Consider the following 16076-nt stretch of genomic DNA (forward strand, 5'->3'; position numbering starts at 1 on the left):
CACACGCGACGACGGCGTGGCGGTGATCCCCATGGCGGCACTTGGGGCGTAGTGGTTTTGCGGACGTGCCGTGCTTCCTTTACCGAAAATCCATTTGGTAAACCAGATGCTCGCGGATAGAATAAAGTTGGCGACAGCCCAAGTTCTGGAGAGCTGGGCAGCGCCGTTGCTTGGTCAAGAGGTCAGTGCCTTAATGGCAGCGACTTGTTATGCTTCGAATGCTGCTTGAGTGCCTCGGAAAGTTCGATAAGCGCCGTGAAGAGCGAGATCAAAGCAACCAAGAGCTCTACGAGCTCTGATGGGCCCGGGATGACCGCTGATTCAAGTCACCGGGCCTAAATTTTTTCATCCATTTGAATAGAGCGGGCGACTCTCTTGGGGCCGTCTGCATGGCGTGTGCCTGGCGCATGGTATTGCGCCCCGCTTTCATGTCCGCGCGGGCGCCTATCCTTACGGCAATAGAGCCGCCTATGTAGCTATGTAGCAGGCGGCAGGCGACGGAGAAAGGCCATAATCGTGTCAGCTGAAAAGACGCCGTGTATCTCGGCTATCGATACGACGAACTTTGCGCGCCAGATTGTGCTGGACTTTGAGTTTGCACCGGTGCCAAAGCAGCGCCAGCGCCGTGGGCTGCGCAACGAGATTATCGAGGTCGGCGCCGTCAAGCTCGATTACCACGGCAACGTTATGGGCGAGTTCTCGCAGTTTGTGCAGACGGAATTTACCGAAGGCGTTGCGTTTCCCGTCCGCGAGCTTACGGGGATATCGGCCGTGGACACCGCGATGGCCGATCCGCTCTATGTGGTGATCAAAAGGCTCAGCGATTGGATTGGTCGCTACTCCGCCCAGGTGGTCTGTTGGAGCGGGGCGGACCGCCGACAGCTTTTGACCGAGTGCCAGGCAAAGCACATCGACCTTTCCGCATTTCCTACGGACTGGGCCGACCTGCAGGCGTTTTACACCTCGATCATGGATGTGGGCAGCCACGGGCGCGTCTCGCTGGGCGACGCGGCAGCGTGGTTTGGCATCAAGTTCGACGAGTCGACGGGTCACGCCCACAGCGCCCTTGCCGATGCGCGCGTGACCGCCAAGCTGCTCAAGCAGATGATGGAGGGGGACTACCACGTGAGCCCGCGCGCCCAGGAAGTCCGCCAGCGATGGGGGATGGGCGAGCGACCCCAGACGCGCCTTTCCAAGAAGTGCCCCGAGCTGGGCGACCTGCTGCTGAAGTTAAAGGCAGAGGGGAGGTAGGGGGCAGACGGCCATCCGGAGGCGCCTGATCGGCGGCCCCTCGGGGCTTGCCCGTATCGTAGGCAATGCGCCGAATGCTCGCCATCGAAATTTATCGATGGCCTATTACAGACTGTAATGGGCTTGAGCCATCCCGGGGAAATTGCCGCGTGACCTATAATGTTTGGAACAGTTAAATGCGCTTTTTGCAATTGTGCAGATAGGTTTTGCTATGGTTTTCGATAAAGAGGCTTCGTTCGAAGAAGCGGTCATAACCGTGCTGAAGCAGCACGGCTGGGACGACGCGGGAGGTGTGCTTCGCTATCCCACCGAGCAGGACCTCATCGACAACTGGGCGAAGATTCTGTTCCAGAACAACGCCGACATAGACCGCCTGAACGGCTGCCCGCTCACCCAGGGCGAAATGGCGCAGGTCATCGAACAAATCGAAACGCTCAAGACCCCACTCGCACTCAACGGGTTCATCAACGGAAAGACCGTCGCCGTCACGCGCGACAACCCCGACGACGCGCTTCACCTGGGTAAGGAGGTGAGCCTGAAGATCTATGATCGTCAGGAGATCGCAGCCGGCCAGAGTCGCTACCAGATAGCTCAGCAGCCGGTCTATCCTGCGAAGAACAAGATCCTGAACGATCGCCGTGGAGACCTGTGCCTGCTCATCAACGGCATGCCGGTCATCCATATCGAGCTCAAGCGCAGCGGCATCCCCGTCAGCCAGGCCACTGGTCAGATTGAGAAATATGCCCACGAGGGCGTGTTCACGGGGCTTTTCCGCCTGACGCAGATCTTCGTGGGGATGACCCCCGACGAGGCGCGCTATTTCGCCAACCCTGGCACGGGCGCGTTCAACCCGAACTTCTTCTTCCACTGGGAGGACTTCAACAACGAGCCCGTCTGCGCGGGCGATAAACCCGGAACCGACGAATGGAAACGCTTCACCTCCACGCTGCTTTCCATTCCAATGGCGCACCAGCTCATTGGCTTTTACACCGTGGCTGACAGCTCGGACGGCTGCCTGAAAGTCATGCGCAGCTACCAGTACTACGCAGCCTCCGCCATATCCGACAAGGTGCGCAGGTGCAAATGGGACGAGAGACCCAAGAGCAGCACCCCGGGGCGCCCCGGCGGTTACATATGGCATACCACCGGCTCCGGCAAGACCATGACGAGCTTCAAATCTGCCCAGCTCATAGCCGACTCGCACGACGTCGACAAGGTGATCTTTCTCATGGACCGCATCGAGCTGGGTACGCAGTCGCTCTCCGAGTACCGCGCGTTCGCAGACGACGCCGACGACGTGCAGGGGACCGAGAACACGCAGGTGCTGAAGTCGAAGCTCGCTAGCGACGACCCCAAGAACCGCCTCATCGTGACCTCTATCCAGAAGATGAGCAACGTGAAGGCCGGCGAGGGCAGAATCACCCAGGCGGAACTCAACCGTCTGGCCTCCAAGCGGATCGTGTTCGTCATCGACGAGTGTCACCGCTCCACCTTCGGCGAGATGCTCCAGGACATACGCCGCGCGTTCCCCAACGCGCTGTTCTTCGGCTTCACAGGTACGCCGATTCTCGACGAGAACCAGAAGAAGGGTTCCACCACCGCCATGGTGTTCGGCGAGTGTCTGCACCGTTACAGCATCGCAGACGGCATCCGCGACGGCAACGTCCTGGGCTTCGACCCATATATGGTGACGACCTTCGACGACCACGACGTGCGCGAAGCGGTTGCCCTAGAGCAAGCGAAAGCCGCAACAGTAGCCGAAGCCATCTTCGACGATCGAAAGAGTAAGGTCTTCTACTACTATATGGACTCGGCAAAGGTCCCCATGGGACCGATGGTCGACAGCGCCGGCAACCACATCAAGGGCATCGAGGATTTCCTTACCCGCGCCCAATACTGGCCCGGTACTCCGCACCACGAAAAGGTCGTAGAGGACATCCTGCGCCGTTTCCCGGTGCTCTCCCACGGCAACAAGTTCCATGCAATCTTGGCGACGAGCTCCATTCCAGAGGCGATTGACTATTACCGAGCCTTCAAGGAACGCGCCCCGCAGATGAAGGTGACCGCCCTTTTCGACCCGAGCATTGACAACAACGCCGGCTCTACGGTTAAGGAAGATGCCCTGGTCGAGCTCATAGAAGACTACAACAAGGCATACGGCCAGGAGTTCACCATCCCTACATGGCCCGCCATGAAGAAGGACATCTCGGCGCGCCTGTCTCACAAGAAGCCCTACGTCAACGTCGACTCCAACCGCGACTCTCGTATCGACCTGCTCATCGTAGTGGACCAGATGCTCACGGGCTTCGACTCCAAATGGCTCAACACGCTCTACCTCGACAAGGTCATCGACTACGAGAGCATCATCCAGGCGTTCAGCCGTACGAATCGCCTGTTCGGCCCCGACAAGCCCTTCGGCACGATCCGCTATTACCGTCATCCCCACACCATGAAGGGCTATATCGAAGCGGCAGTGAAGCTGTATTCGGGAGACCGACCGCTCGACATGTTCGTCCAGAAACTACCGGAGAATATTGCGTTGATGGACGCGCGCCTTCAGGAGATACTCATGGTCTTCGAAGCAGCTGGCGTAGGGGACCTCTCCAAGCTCCCCGCATCGCAGGAAGCCAGGCGCAAGTTCGCCAAGGAGTTCGTTGAGCTCAACGAGTTCCTCGAGGCCGCAAAGGTGCAGGGTTTCACATGGGAGCAGGATACCTACGAGTTTGAGGTGGAGCCGGAGGAAGGCGAGCCGAGGGGCAAGTCCTTCTTCGTGCAACCGGTCATCGACGAGCGGACCTACCTCATTCTCGTGCAGCGCTACAAGGAGCTGTTCGCAGGAGGAGGCGGGCCTGGCGACGAGCCCGAAGCGCCCTACGAGCTCGATGGTCATATAACCGAAATCGACACGGGGCTCATAGACAGCGACTACATGAACGCGAACTTCGAGAAGTGGCTGAAATGCCTTGAGCAGGACGACGAGGGCCTTGCCGCCGCGCGTGAGGAGCTCCACCGATCGTTCGCGTCCCTAAGCCAGGATGACCAGCGCTTCGCCGAGCTGTTCCTTCACGATGTCGAGCGAGGGGACGTCGCCCTGGAAGACGGCAAGACGTTGAGGGATTACATCACGTCCTATGCCCGCAAGGCGAAAAACGCTCAAGTCGAGCGAATCGTCGAGGCGCTCGGCATAGACGGCGAGCTTCTTGCCGCCATGGCTGCGCTTGACCTGACGGAATCGAACATTAACGAGTTCGGGCGCTTCGATGATTTGAAGGACTCGGTGGACAAGGTGCGCGCCAAGGCCTTCTTTGAGCAGAAGGAAGGCAAGACGCTTCCCCTGTTCAAGGTGAACACCCGTGCGGCGGCGCTGTTAAAGAAGTTCATCCTAGAAGGCGGCTTCGATATCGACGAATGAGCGGCTTTTTTGAACAGGCGAAATCGAAAGTTTGTCTATCTGAGGGGACGCATGCGACCATGCGCCCCCTCGTTTCAACTTGGGAACAGCGTAAGTTGGGAGATTGCTTCGACTTCTTGAAGAACAATACTCTTTCACGTGCCGACTTGAATGGCGAGAATGGCATTGCTCGTAATGTTCATTACGGAGATATTCTTATCAAGTTCGGTGATTGCCTGGATGGTGAACAAAGCGACTTGCCGTTCATTACCGACGATACCGTGCTTCCCAAATTTGCTGGGTCGATACTTAGCGAAGGCGATGTCATCTTCGCTGACACGGCAGAGGACGAAGCGGCTGGCAAGTGTATTGAACTGCGAAAACTACCCAAAGAGCCAACTATCTCCGGGTTGCATACGATACCGGCGCGGCCCCGGTTCCCCTTTGGGACGGGCTACTTGGGGCACTACCTTAATTCCGATGCATACCACAGACAGCTTCTTCCCTTAATGCAGGGGATCAAGGTGATTTCCGTTTCAAAGGCCGCTCTGCAAGATACGCAAGTTAGATTTCCTAGCTTGTCGGAGCAATCTGCCATAGGCGTGGCGCTGAGTGAGATCGACGCCCTCATCACCCTTCATCAGCGTGAGCCAACTCACATGATGAAAGAGGGTAAAAATGCCAATCGGTATCAATGAAGAATCTCTTTTCTGCGACTACTACTCGCAATGGATTAGCGTCTACAAAGAAGGGGCCATCCGTGAGGTCACCATGGGAAAGTACCGGCTCACGCAGTCTTGGCTTGCCAAGCTGATTCCAGACCTCAAGATAAAAGATCTCGACCGGACCTCGTACCAGCAGCTCATCAATGGTTACGCAGAACACCACGAGCGCCAGACAACCATGGACTTCCACCATCAGCTTAAAGGGGCGATCCTTGATGCAGTTGACGAAGGGCTCATTCCCCGCGACCCTACGCGCAAGGCCATCATCAAAGGGAAACAGCCGCGGGTGAAAAAGATCAAGTATCTCAACCAGTTTGAGCTTCATGCCATGCTCGGCGACCTTGATTTATCAGGCGGGCCGAGTTGGGATTGGCTTATTCTGATAGTCGCTAAAACGGGTCTGCGCTTCTCCGAGGCCCTTGGGCTTACTCCCGAAGACTTTGACTTCGCCCATCAAACGCTCTCGGTGAGCAAGACCTGGGATTACAAGAACGGTGGCGGATTCGTCCCCACGAAAAACGCCTCATCGATGCGGAAGGTTCAACTCGACTGGCAACTCATCATGCAACTTTCTGGACTGCTCAAAGACCTTCCGCCGACCGAGCCCATATTTGTGAAGGGAAAAGTCTATAACTCGACGGCTAACAGCGTTTTGGCGCGCCACTGCAAAAATGTTGGCGTGCCTGTCATATCCGTCCATGGGCTGCGGCATACGCATGCGTCACTTTTGCTGTTCGCCGGTGTCTCTATCGCCAGCGTATCTCGAAGGCTCGGCCATGCAAGCATGACCACCACTCAGGAAACCTATCTGCACGTCATTCAAGAGCTCGAGAACAAGGACATTGACATCGTCATGAGGGCTCTTTCGACTCTAATTTAACCTGTATCAGCAAACCGTGGCTCACGCTGATGAAGGGTGATGAGATGGTCAAGTTGCTTGAACATGGACCCTATTGCAGTCTGCTCATCCTTTGAAGGAAAGGCGAATTCTCCGGCCGCCAGACCCTTTCCAGATATCTCTAGGAAGGTTGATCCAGAAGCTTTTTGTTCAGCGAACTTCTTGATTCGATCGGTCATGGAGTAGACGAAATACACATCGGTATCATCGTTCACGACTAAAGACTGGAAGCCTTGGTTTGTACATGCTGACCTGCGAAGGATCGCTGTATTGCCAATGCCCGCACGACTTGTAAAGAGAATTGTTTTACCAGCTGGAAGCAATGTTGCCGAGCAGCTATCGTAACCAGCCTGGGTTATCCTTCGAACACTTCTGTCGGCGTACACCTGCTCGCCCAATTCGGCGGGCGAATACCAGTCTATATCGCCATCCCAGTACGCATCGTTATTTGTGCTCGGCGTGCCGCCGCCCACAATAGTGGCGGCCTCGCCTAACTTACGCTGTTCCCAAGCGGTTATTCAAATTGGACGACTCCATCTTGGGAACAGCGTAAGTTCTCCGATCTGACCGACAGGGTTTCCATTCAGTCAAGCGATTCCGATTTGCCTCAAGTCGAATACGAGGATATCGTTTCTGGCGAGGGCACGCTGAACAAAGATTTGCGCGACAAAGAAGGCGGCAAAACAGGAATTAAGTTTTACGCCGGAGATGTTCTATACGGGAAGCTTCGTCCTTATTTGATGAATTGGCTATACCCGCAGTTCAATGGTGTAGCTGTTGGTGATTTTTGGGTCCTTAGGGCTACAGAGTGTGACAGTTCATTTTTGTATCGGCTGATTCAAACGAACAGCTTCCAAAGGCTCGCAAATGTATCTTCAGGCTCTAAGATGCCTCGCGCAGATTGGAATCTGATTTCACAATCGTTCTTCGCCGTGCCTGCCGATCACGCCGAGCAGAAGGCAATTGCGAAGAGCTTAGCCGAGCTTGACTCCCTCATCACCCTTCATCAGTGACAGCCCAACAGCAAGTCGCACGACATTATTTTCCTCGCTGGAGCGAAAAACCGCCGACTCGACATGGCGAAATCGGCGGTTCTGGAGCTCGAAACAAGAAGCAACTCGCGAAAGTTATTAGACGAACATCCTTTCCAACAGCGATTTCTTAGTATTCCTCAGCAGTTTAAGCTTACGCTGATGAAGGGTGATGAGGGTGTCGAGGTCGCGGAAAAGAGCACCGATTTGCTCCTGTTCCTGACGGCTCCTCGGTATCGGCAACATCACTTCGGCAATTTGGTTCTTATTGATCTTCTTAGGAAATGCGATGTGAAGCGTTCTCCTATATAGCTCCATTTTGGCGCTTGGAGACTGTAGGCTTTTGTCGAGGTAGTAGGAATCAACGTTAAGCGGCTTGAGCAATGCGAGGCTAACGTAAAACGCCAGCTTGTCGTCGGTTTCCACAACGTTGGATGTACCGATATCGCCAATGCGGGTCATCAGGACATCGCCGCGCTTTGGATACACTGGATAATCTCTGGCAAAAGCTTCCCGTGAGATGAATTTCTGCGATATAAGTGTCTCTATATTCTCGACTGATAAGAACATAACACCTTCGTCCTGATAGTCAGGAGTTTGATGAACTCCATCATAGACTGCGGCCACATCGCCAAGCTTACGCTGTTCCCAAGGGTCCGTAAAACCGGCGAAGCGAATTTCGGGCTCAGTTTCACCCGGCTTGGGGAACATCTTATCAAGCATCGATTTCTTCAGCTGAACGAGCTTCTCATGCTTACGCTGATGAAGGGTGATGAGGGAGTCAACCTTAGACAAGCAGTCGCCAATCGTCTCACACTCCAACTCGCTGCGAGGACAATCGACCAGCGTATTCCTGAGTTCATCTCCATTGATAGAATCAAAAGTCGAACCAGCGGAAACGGTCGACCAATATTCCTCAGCTTCTTTCTTAGATAGGGCCTGAAACAGAAACTCATTGCCGGCAATTCCAGCGACACCGCGGCCAAGGACCACGTCATAAGCGGTTTTTCCCATTGCGCCGACGGGAGCGCGAACGCTCATGATTAGATCTCCAGATTTGGCTGTCCTTGTGATCTCCGTTGTCCAAACGCGAGGAGAAACCCAGCCATCTTTTAAATCGGCGTTCCCCTGAACGAGAACTGCATCGTTTGGATTGTCCGTGTAGCAAGCTCCATTTGGGGATTGTCCCATTGTTACGGGCGCAATCTCGCCCAGCTTACGCTGTTCCCAAGGGTCCGTAAAACCGGCAAAACGAATTTCGGGTACATTAGTTTTTTCCGTCACGCTATTCACCTCCCAACAGTTTCCGCAGTTCAGCAATGCCCGCCATATCGAATTCATTGCCCGTGAGCTGGCCCAACATCGCTGCCAACTCGTTTTCCGCCTCATTAATCTGATTGCACACGTCCGAATAGGTTGTCGCGTACTTTGCATTCAACGCCACAATCTTCGCAATGAAGTTGCCTATAACGGCATTGGGCAGTTCGAGCAAATCAGACTGCAGCGGCTCAATCCATTTCGCAGCCAGCAATTCGTCACACTGGACATCAGTCAAGCCCTCAATAACCTTTTTTGTCGTCTCTTCGAGCGCGACAAGCGCCTTTTTGCTTGCCTTTTTGAGGTCTTTCTCCTCATCGAGCAGAGTCTGAGCACGAACAAGCGCCATCTCAAAGTCGCCATTCGGATGCTTGCCGATGCTCTTCACGGCTTTCTTGAGGGATACTGCCACAAGCATGCCGTCATCGTCAAAAACATCGCTCGAGCCTTTCTCCTCCTCATCAAGATTCTCAAGAATCTCGTCAAGCTCTTGAGATATTTCATTCAAACGGGATTCGCGCGCAGTAATTTCCTTGACATCATCAGCGAGCAGCTGCTCTTGGACAAGCGCAAACGGCAAAATGCGGCCTGTCCAGCCATCCTGCACCTCAACGTCTTTGCCACTCTTCTTCTTAATCACCATATTTGGATCGACTTTACGCACGGCTTCCCTGCCCTCGGCTTGAATAACCTCGAGGTCACCGGAAATGCCCGTCCATGCATCATCAAGAGCCTGATAGGCATCGTATTCGTCAACAAGCGCGATACCGGAAAGGGCATCGTGAAGTTGCGCCGCAATATGCTCTTCTTCGGCCACGGCGTCGACCTGCGACGCACCGTCCACCAACCTCTTCTGCAGCTCAGCAGGCAGATGCGACAGTGCATCCCGATAGCCGCCCAGAAATGAGACGACGTCGGCGTTGGCCTTCACCGTTGCTGCCACGTCGTCCGTCACGGAAGCAAGGCACGACCTACCGTCCTCACCGTACAGTTGGCCCTTCAGACTCGGCCACACCTTCCAGTAGCGGTCGAGAGCGTCGATCTCGGCCTTCGGAACTCCGCCGAACATAGTGGCGTACACGTCCCAGCTTTCAGCAGCTTCGGACGAATCAACATAGCGCGGAATGTTGAGATTGTAATCGTTGGCGCGTATCTCGTCGATGGTCACCAGGCGACTGAACTTGTCGATGGTCGCTCCAGTCGTGACTGCGTCCACGATGCGGCGTATATCGCTTGCGCGCAGTTTGTTGTTTTTGCCTTCCTTCACAAAGTGCTTCGACGCATCCACGACCAGCACGTCGCTGCTCTCGCGCTGCTTGCGGAGCACCATGACGATTGTTGGGATGCCGGTGCCGAAGAAAATGTTGGCGGGAAGCCCGATAATTGCCTGAATATGGCGGTTCTCCACCAGGTTTTTGCGGATGGTGCCCTCCTCGCCGCCGCGGAACAGCACGCCGTGCGGCAAGACGATGCACATGATGCCGTCGGGGCGCAGGTGGTATAGGTCGTGCAGCAAAAAGGCGTAGTCTGCCTTGGACTTGGGCGCCACACCGAACTTGAAGCGCGGGTCGAGCTCCTTGTCTTCCGGATCCCAGTTTTGAGAATAGGGTGGGTTCGATACCACGGCATCAACGAACAGCGGGTCGTAGGTCTCGTCCTTGTTCTCCACCGTGTCGAACCACGGCCAGTCGTCCTCGAGCGTGTCGCCGTTTCTGGCCACGATGTTGTCGGGAAGGATGCCGCGCATCACCAGGTTCATGCGCGTGAGATTGTAGGTGTTTTCCTTGAGCTCCTGAGCGTAGTACTTGATGGAGTCCGGGTCGCCATTGCGGCGCGCCACAGCCTTGCCGATGTTGATGAGCAGCGAGCCCGATCCGCTCGTGGGGTCGTAGATAGTGATGTTCTCGCGTCCGGCCAGGTGCCACGAGACTATCTCGCTCATAAGCATGGACACCTCGTGCGGCGTGTAGAACTCGCCGGCCTTCTTGCCGGCGTTGGCGGCGAAGTTGCTGATGAGGTACTCATAGATGAAGCCGAGCACGTCGTAGTCCTGGCGGCCGTCCATCGGGATGTCCTTGATGAGGTAGATGAGGTCGCGGGCGGCCTTGGACTGGCTACGCGCATCGGTACCCAACTTGGAGAGGCCCGTCTGCAGCGTGTCGAAGATGCCGTCGAAGACGCGCTTGCGTGCAGGATCGATATTGCGGCTGAAGGCGGAAAGCGCGTCGCGAACGTTCGAAATCTCGAAGTCGCCGCCCTTTGCCACCCAGGTGGAGAAGAGGTTCTCGTAGGCAATGAAGTAGCCGCACTCGCCCTTGACGAACTCGACCGTCTCCTCGTCGTCTTCCACCAGGCTGGGCAGGTCTTCCTCGGCGAAGTCGCGCGCCTTCAGGCGGGCAACCTCGGTCTCGGACAGGAACTTGTAGAAGATGAATCCTAGAATGTAGTCCTTGTACTCGTTAGCCTCGATCTTGGATCGCATCTTGTTGGCGGACTCCCATATCTTGGAGGCCAGCTGCTGCTTGTTCATCTAGTTTTCCTCACTTCTATAGACTTGGTTGAGTGTTTCTCCGTCGTCGCTTACCCATTCGGTCCAGCCGTTCTGGCTGCCGCCGAGCACGAACACCGCCGCGGCGCTGGGCGTCGGGAACTCGAGGTCCTCGGCGAGCACTGCAATGCCGCCCGAATCGCCGAAGATTTCCCTGCGCGCGGCCACGACGCCCGCGTTTTTTAGCAGTTGCCGTGGTCCTCGTCGAGCAGGTAGTAGACGCCGCGCTACGGGATGTTCGGTAGCGACTTCGCCCCGGCGAGGTCTTCCCTCGGAACGACGACGGTCACAAGCGACTCGCCGTCGATGCGACAGATGCGGATGCGGTCCGGCTGCGCGTCTATGAGCTGGACGGTGAGAGTCTTGACCCGGATCATGCTCACGCCCCCTTCTTCGCGAGCTCTTCGATCATGCACGTGCGCACGAAGGCGGAGAAGCTCATGCCCCGGAGAGCCGCCTCTTCCTTCGCGGCGTCACGCAGGGTGTCGGGGATGCGCAGGGTCACGGAGACTTGATTACCGTTCACCAGGAAGCTCCTGATCTCAGTTTCGTCAGGGCTGCTCTTAATGAGTTCCTTGTAGTTATCAGGCATCTGTGCTCCCGTCACTCGAAATGCAATACAAATGCGTTTACAGAATTATAGCGTTGCATTGCTGGCGACTGTTGAGGCGAACGGGTGAACGGCAATATGGTCAGCCGTGGAATCAAAGAGTCAGGCAGGGACAATCCTGCCAACAACGCTGTCGCGGTCTCGCGTGGCGGGTGCTTTCGTCTACACCTCCCCCACAATCCCGCGCGCGGCACTCAGCAGCTCGTACTCCCTTTGGCTCCACTGGCGCAGCTCGGCCGCGCGTACGGCCTCGCGGCACAGGTCCAGGAATACCTCGGCTCCCTCGTAGAAGCACTCGCGTGCAAAGGCGCCGGATCCATCCGCAACGCACGTGCCGTCGGCAAAGAGCTTCCAGCTGGACGGCTCACGCGAGTCGTCTCCGAGCAGCTTGATCTGCAGTACGTGCGGATTGCCGGCAGCGCAGAGCTCTTCCTCGAGCATCTGCACGGTAAAGCGCATCTGGTGGGAGAGGCTGCTCTTGACCATGGCCGAGGCATAGCTGCTCGGCTCGTCGAGAAGATGCATTCGTTTTGGCTTGGCTGCCAGGTTGTGGAAGTTGCGCTCACTGCGCACAGAGAAATTGTCCATACGGACTCCTTTCATCGATGTTGGCAGGGCCACCGTGCCTCTTGGCCGGTTGGCGTCGGGATCGTGGAGCCAACTCTCTACCCCGACTCTGGATAAAACGCGCCCGCCACTTGCGGGCACGATGGGGTCTATCAGCGCACGCGGACAGAAACCAAGCGCCGCCTGCGAAATGACGTGCAAGCGCTGCTTGATTGCGTGGCGAATATTCGACCTGTATTCGGATAAGTGTCGAAATCGGCACCTCAAAAGTACGGAAAAGTGTCGAATCCGACGGTCTCAACATCCGGAAAAGTGTAACCGGATGACAAAACAGCACGTAGAAGCTGGTGCTACATATGGACGCTTCAGCCGCCCCAGCCCCCGCTACTCGTCTCCGTCGTTGGGGTCGCCCTTGAGGGTGTTGATGTCCAGGTACTGGTTGTCGTCCTCTTTTTGCTGCGTTGCCGATTCGGACGCGGTGGGGCTGCGGAATAGCTGGAATCCCTCAAATGCGATCACGCCGAGTAGGGCCACGATAATCGCGATAAAGACGATCTTTGCCGCTTGGGGAAACTCAGAGAAGTGCGGCGGCTCTTCCTCGGTGTAGAAGTCGGCAAAGCGCTCGTCGTCGGTGCCGCGGGTATACGACGATGCCGATGCGGCCTTTACGCCAGCCTTGTTGTGCTCAGGAGCGGACGCGTTGGCAAGCGGGCCGTTATCGCATGCGCTCGATGCGGATCCGTAGCTCTCGGTCTCAATGCGGGAGGCGCGGGGCGCGGCATCAAAGCGGTCATCGTGCGCTGTTGTTTCGTTGTAATCGGAGTCGCGCTCCTCGGCAGCTGCAAACAGCGGGTTGACCGGAATATCGAGCGCCGGCATGCCGGCCGAGGTCTCGTCCAAGTCGGCCGCGGCCCAGGAATCGAAGGCAAACTGGCGGTTGGCGAGGTCGTCCAGATCCATAACGGGCGGCTCGAGTTCGGGCTCGGGCTGGGGTTCGGGAGCCGCGTGTGTCGGCTGCTGCGGGGTGGCATACGCGGGTGTGCTGCTGGGCGCATGGCGCTGTGCCGCCGCGGCAAGGAACGCCGCCGTCTCGGACGGATCGCTGGTGGGGCGGGTGGCAAAGTCATCTGCGGGCACGGATGCTGGCGCAGGCGTAGTGGCCGGAGCGGGAGCAGCGGCCGACGTAGGCTTTGGGCCTGCCGGGCGAACCCCGCCGCCCATGAGCTCATCGGCGGTCCAAGGGCGGTCGCTCATCACGTCGTCGAGGCTCAACGCAAACAGATCGTCTTCGCCCTCGTCAAACGCGCGTTTCGCATGCCTGGCGGCAGAAGCGAAGCCTCCGCAGCCGTTGCGTGATGCGTTGCTCGACCCCATTTTGTCCCATCCTTTCGAAATGCTCGCATTCATCGATTATATGGAACTTGCCTTGCGGCCGACTCTCGGATTCGCGCATTCCAGAACTCGCGCCCAAAAGGGGAGGGGCGCAGGCGCGCTGACTATTTGTCGCCGGCGGCAGCCTTTGCCTCGTTGAGGTAACTATAGAAGCTGTATTTGGAGATGCCAAAGAACTCGCAGGCGCGTTCGCTCGACTTGGAGATGAGGAAGGCGCCGCGACGGTCGAGGTAGCCAATGGCGCGGATGCGCTCGTCTTTGGTCATGAGCGCCGCGGGCTTGCCCACAAACTGTTCGCACTCGCGCAGCAGGTCTTCGAGCAGGTCGCCGATGTTTTTGGTAATGGGCTCGGGCTCGGTGTAGCCCGTGCCGCCGATGCCGGTAAAGGCATCGAGCGAGCGCTCAAAAGCCTTCATGAGCGTAATGTCAAAGTTAATGCCCAAAATGCCGACGGGCTTGCCCTCGTCGTTGCGGATAAAGATGGTCGAGGACTTGAGCAGCTTGCCATCGGCGGTTTTGGTGAGGTATGGCTCGCGGTCGTGCACGTCGGCGGTGCCCTCGTGCATGGACTCAAGCACAATATGGCTGGGGCCGTCACCCAGTTTGCGCCCGCTGACGTGGCCGTTTTCGATCACTACGATGGAGTGGTCCACATCCTCGGTCTCCAGATCGTGGACGACGACTTCGCAGTTGGGACCAAATTGGAGCGCCAGACCGTGTGCGAGGCGCTTGTAAAACTCAATCTGTGCGGGGGTCATGGGTGCCTTCCTAAAAATTAGTTTGGGCTCACTTTGCCATAAACCCCACTTGTTCGCAAATAACGAAAGCGTCGCTGCGTTATCTGACCGTTCGGCGGGAAAAAGGTACCGATTACGGCAACAAACAATTTGTTAGGTTTTCCAATCAAAAAGTGTGATAGAACAGTGCTAACAAACTTTTTGTTTGGCATCCACATAAAAGTTCAGTCGCAGGAATGGGAATGGGCTGAAACGCGTATGCGGGGGCCGGCAAGAGAGGACTTAAGGAGTTCACCGTATGGCCGATAAGATCCAGTGGGCGGGCAACACGATGCCCAAGAGCGATGACAAGCACTTGGGAATCATGAGCCTCGACCACGTGAAGAAGGCCCGTGCCTTCCACCAGTCGTTCCCCCAGTACACCGTCACTCCGCTTGCCCGCCTGGACGGCCAGGCCGCGCGCCTGGGCCTGTCCAACCTGTGCGTTAAGGACGAGAGCTATCGCTTTGGCCTCAACGCTTTTAAGGTTCTGGGCGGTTCGTTTGCCATGGCCAACTACATTGCCGACGAGACCGGCAAGGACGTTGCCGAGTGCACCTTCGATTACCTGACCTCCGATCAGCTTGCCAAGGACTTTGGCCAGGCCACCTTCTTTACCGCCACCGACGGCAACCATGGCCGCGGCGTGGCGTGGGCTGCCAACAAGCTGGGCCAGAAGGCCGTCGTGCACATGCCCAAGGGTTCCACCAAGCCCCGCTTCGATAACATTGCCGCCGAGGGTGCCACGGTGACCATCGAAGAGGTCAACTACGACGAGTGCGTGCGCATGGCCGCCGCCGAGGCCGATGCCTGCGAGCGCGGCGTCATCGTTCAGGACACTGCCTGGGAGGGCTACGAGAAGATCCCGTCTTGGATCATGGAGGGCTACGGCACCATGGCTTCCGAGGCTGCCGAGCAGCTGCGCGAGATGGCCATCAACCGCCCGACGCACGTCTTTGTCCAGGCTGGCGTGGGCTCGCTGGCCGGCGCCGTGGTGGGCTACTTCACCAACCTGTATCCCGATAACCCGCCCACCTTCGTTGTGGTCGAGTGCGCTCCGGCCGCCTGCCTGTACAAGGGTGCTGCCGCCGGCGACGGCGATCCGCGCATCGTGGACGGCGACATGCCCTCCATCATGGCCGGCCTGTGCTGCGGCGAGCCCAACATCCTGGGCTGGGATATCCTGCGCAACCACACCACCGCCTTCGTGTCCTGCCCCGACTGGGTCACCGCTCGCGGCATGCGCACCCTGGGCGCTCCCGAGAAGGGCGACCCGCGCGTCATCTCCGGCGAGTCCGGCGCTGTGACCACCGGCCTGGTCGAGACCCTCATGCTTGATCCCGAGTACGCCGAGCTCAAGGAGCTCATCGGCCTGGACAAGACGAGCTCTGTGCTCTGCTTCTCCACCGAGGGCGACACCGATCCGGATCAGTACCGTCGCATCGTCTGGGAGGGCGAGTATCCGACCTGCTAGCAGGATGACCTGTCCGGGCGGCGGAGCATATGTTTGCTCCCTGCTCGAACAGTCCTGCTCGCACGGAGAGCACATTAAGTGCTCTCCGGCTCGTGC

At 57.2% G+C, this 16076-nt stretch carries 15 protein-coding genes and 1 riboswitch; of the genes, 6 read left to right on the top strand and 9 right to left on the bottom strand.

Annotated features, from left to right (window positions below):
- Window positions 1-516 precede the first annotated feature (516 nt).
- The 4 genes from AAAX73_RS02485 (at window position 517) to AAAX73_RS02500 (ending at window position 6247) form a co-directional block, all read left to right on the top strand.
- Window positions 517-1251 (top strand): 3'-5' exonuclease, encoded by a 735-nt coding sequence (locus tag AAAX73_RS02485; protein WP_349124916.1) that lies wholly within the window; start codon window positions 517-519, stop codon window positions 1249-1251.
- A 211-nt stretch (window positions 1252-1462) separates the two neighbouring features.
- Window positions 1463-4663: an HsdR family type I site-specific deoxyribonuclease gene (locus AAAX73_RS02490; RefSeq protein ID WP_349124917.1), complete on the top strand. Its 3201-nt coding sequence runs from the start codon at window positions 1463-1465 to the stop codon at window positions 4661-4663.
- On the top strand, window positions 4660-5340 hold the full coding sequence (locus AAAX73_RS02495) for a restriction endonuclease subunit S (protein WP_349124918.1): 681 nt from the start codon (window positions 4660-4662) through the stop codon (window positions 5338-5340). Before AAAX73_RS02490 ends, AAAX73_RS02495 begins: the two co-directional genes overlap by 4 nt.
- A complete protein-coding gene (locus AAAX73_RS02500) occupies window positions 5321-6247 on the top strand; it encodes a tyrosine-type recombinase/integrase (protein WP_349124919.1) in 927 nt (308 codons plus the stop codon). Before AAAX73_RS02495 ends, AAAX73_RS02500 begins: the two co-directional genes overlap by 20 nt.
- On the opposite strand, the gene AAAX73_RS02505 is transcribed toward AAAX73_RS02500, so the two are convergent.
- Window positions 6244-6783 (bottom strand): restriction endonuclease subunit S, encoded by a 540-nt coding sequence (locus tag AAAX73_RS02505; RefSeq protein ID WP_349124954.1) that lies wholly within the window; start codon window positions 6781-6783, stop codon window positions 6244-6246. The genes AAAX73_RS02500 and AAAX73_RS02505 overlap by 4 nt on opposite strands.
- Window positions 6784-6867: 84 nt before the next feature.
- Here AAAX73_RS02505 and AAAX73_RS02510 point away from each other — a divergent pair, with 84 nt between their 5' ends.
- A complete protein-coding gene (locus tag AAAX73_RS02510) occupies window positions 6868-7278 on the top strand; it encodes a type I restriction endonuclease (protein ID WP_349124920.1) in 411 nt (136 codons plus the stop codon).
- A 117-nt stretch (window positions 7279-7395) separates the two neighbouring features.
- Here AAAX73_RS02510 and AAAX73_RS02515 read toward each other — a convergent pair whose 3' ends face one another.
- From AAAX73_RS02515 to AAAX73_RS02550, 8 genes are all read right to left on the bottom strand, one after another.
- A complete protein-coding gene (locus AAAX73_RS02515) occupies window positions 7396-8580 on the bottom strand; it encodes a restriction endonuclease subunit S (protein WP_349124921.1) in 1185 nt (394 codons plus the stop codon).
- 1 nt (window position 8581) lies between these two features.
- On the bottom strand, window positions 8582-11143 hold the full coding sequence (locus AAAX73_RS02520) for a type I restriction-modification system subunit M (RefSeq protein WP_349124922.1): 2562 nt from the start codon (window positions 11141-11143) through the stop codon (window positions 8582-8584).
- Entirely contained in the window at window positions 11144-11329 is a 186-nt protein-coding gene (locus tag AAAX73_RS02525; protein ID WP_349124923.1) for a DUF4357 domain-containing protein, read from the bottom strand.
- Between the two features lie 59 nt (window positions 11330-11388).
- A complete protein-coding gene (locus AAAX73_RS02530) occupies window positions 11389-11538 on the bottom strand; it encodes a hypothetical protein (RefSeq protein WP_349124924.1) in 150 nt (49 codons plus the stop codon).
- A 2-nt stretch (window positions 11539-11540) separates the two neighbouring features.
- Complete coding sequence (locus AAAX73_RS02535; protein WP_349124925.1) at window positions 11541-11753, bottom strand: YlcI/YnfO family protein; 213 nt, start codon at window positions 11751-11753, stop codon at window positions 11541-11543.
- Between the two features lie 180 nt (window positions 11754-11933).
- Window positions 11934-12359: a hypothetical protein gene (locus AAAX73_RS02540; protein ID WP_349124926.1), complete on the bottom strand. Its 426-nt coding sequence runs from the start codon at window positions 12357-12359 to the stop codon at window positions 11934-11936.
- 8 nt (window positions 12360-12367) lie between these two features.
- Window positions 12368-12458, bottom strand: a riboswitch (SAM riboswitch).
- 264 nt (window positions 12459-12722) lie between these two features.
- Complete coding sequence (locus tag AAAX73_RS02545; RefSeq protein WP_349124927.1) at window positions 12723-13712, bottom strand: hypothetical protein; 990 nt, start codon at window positions 13710-13712, stop codon at window positions 12723-12725.
- Between the two features lie 122 nt (window positions 13713-13834).
- Window positions 13835-14488 carry a helix-turn-helix transcriptional regulator gene (locus AAAX73_RS02550; protein WP_349124928.1) on the bottom strand — a complete coding sequence of 218 codons (654 nt, stop codon included), beginning with the start codon at window positions 14486-14488 and terminating at the stop codon, window positions 13835-13837.
- Window positions 14489-14765: 277 nt separating this feature from the next.
- Between AAAX73_RS02550 and dpaL the strand changes: the two genes are divergently transcribed.
- On the top strand, window positions 14766-15980 hold the full coding sequence (gene dpaL, locus AAAX73_RS02555; protein WP_055252227.1) for a diaminopropionate ammonia-lyase: 1215 nt from the start codon (window positions 14766-14768) through the stop codon (window positions 15978-15980).
- The last annotated feature ends 96 nt before the right edge of the window (window positions 15981-16076 follow it).

Source organism: Collinsella sp. CLA-ER-H9, from assembly GCF_040092295.1.
In the GTDB taxonomy this organism is placed as follows: domain Bacteria; phylum Actinomycetota; class Coriobacteriia; order Coriobacteriales; family Coriobacteriaceae; genus Collinsella.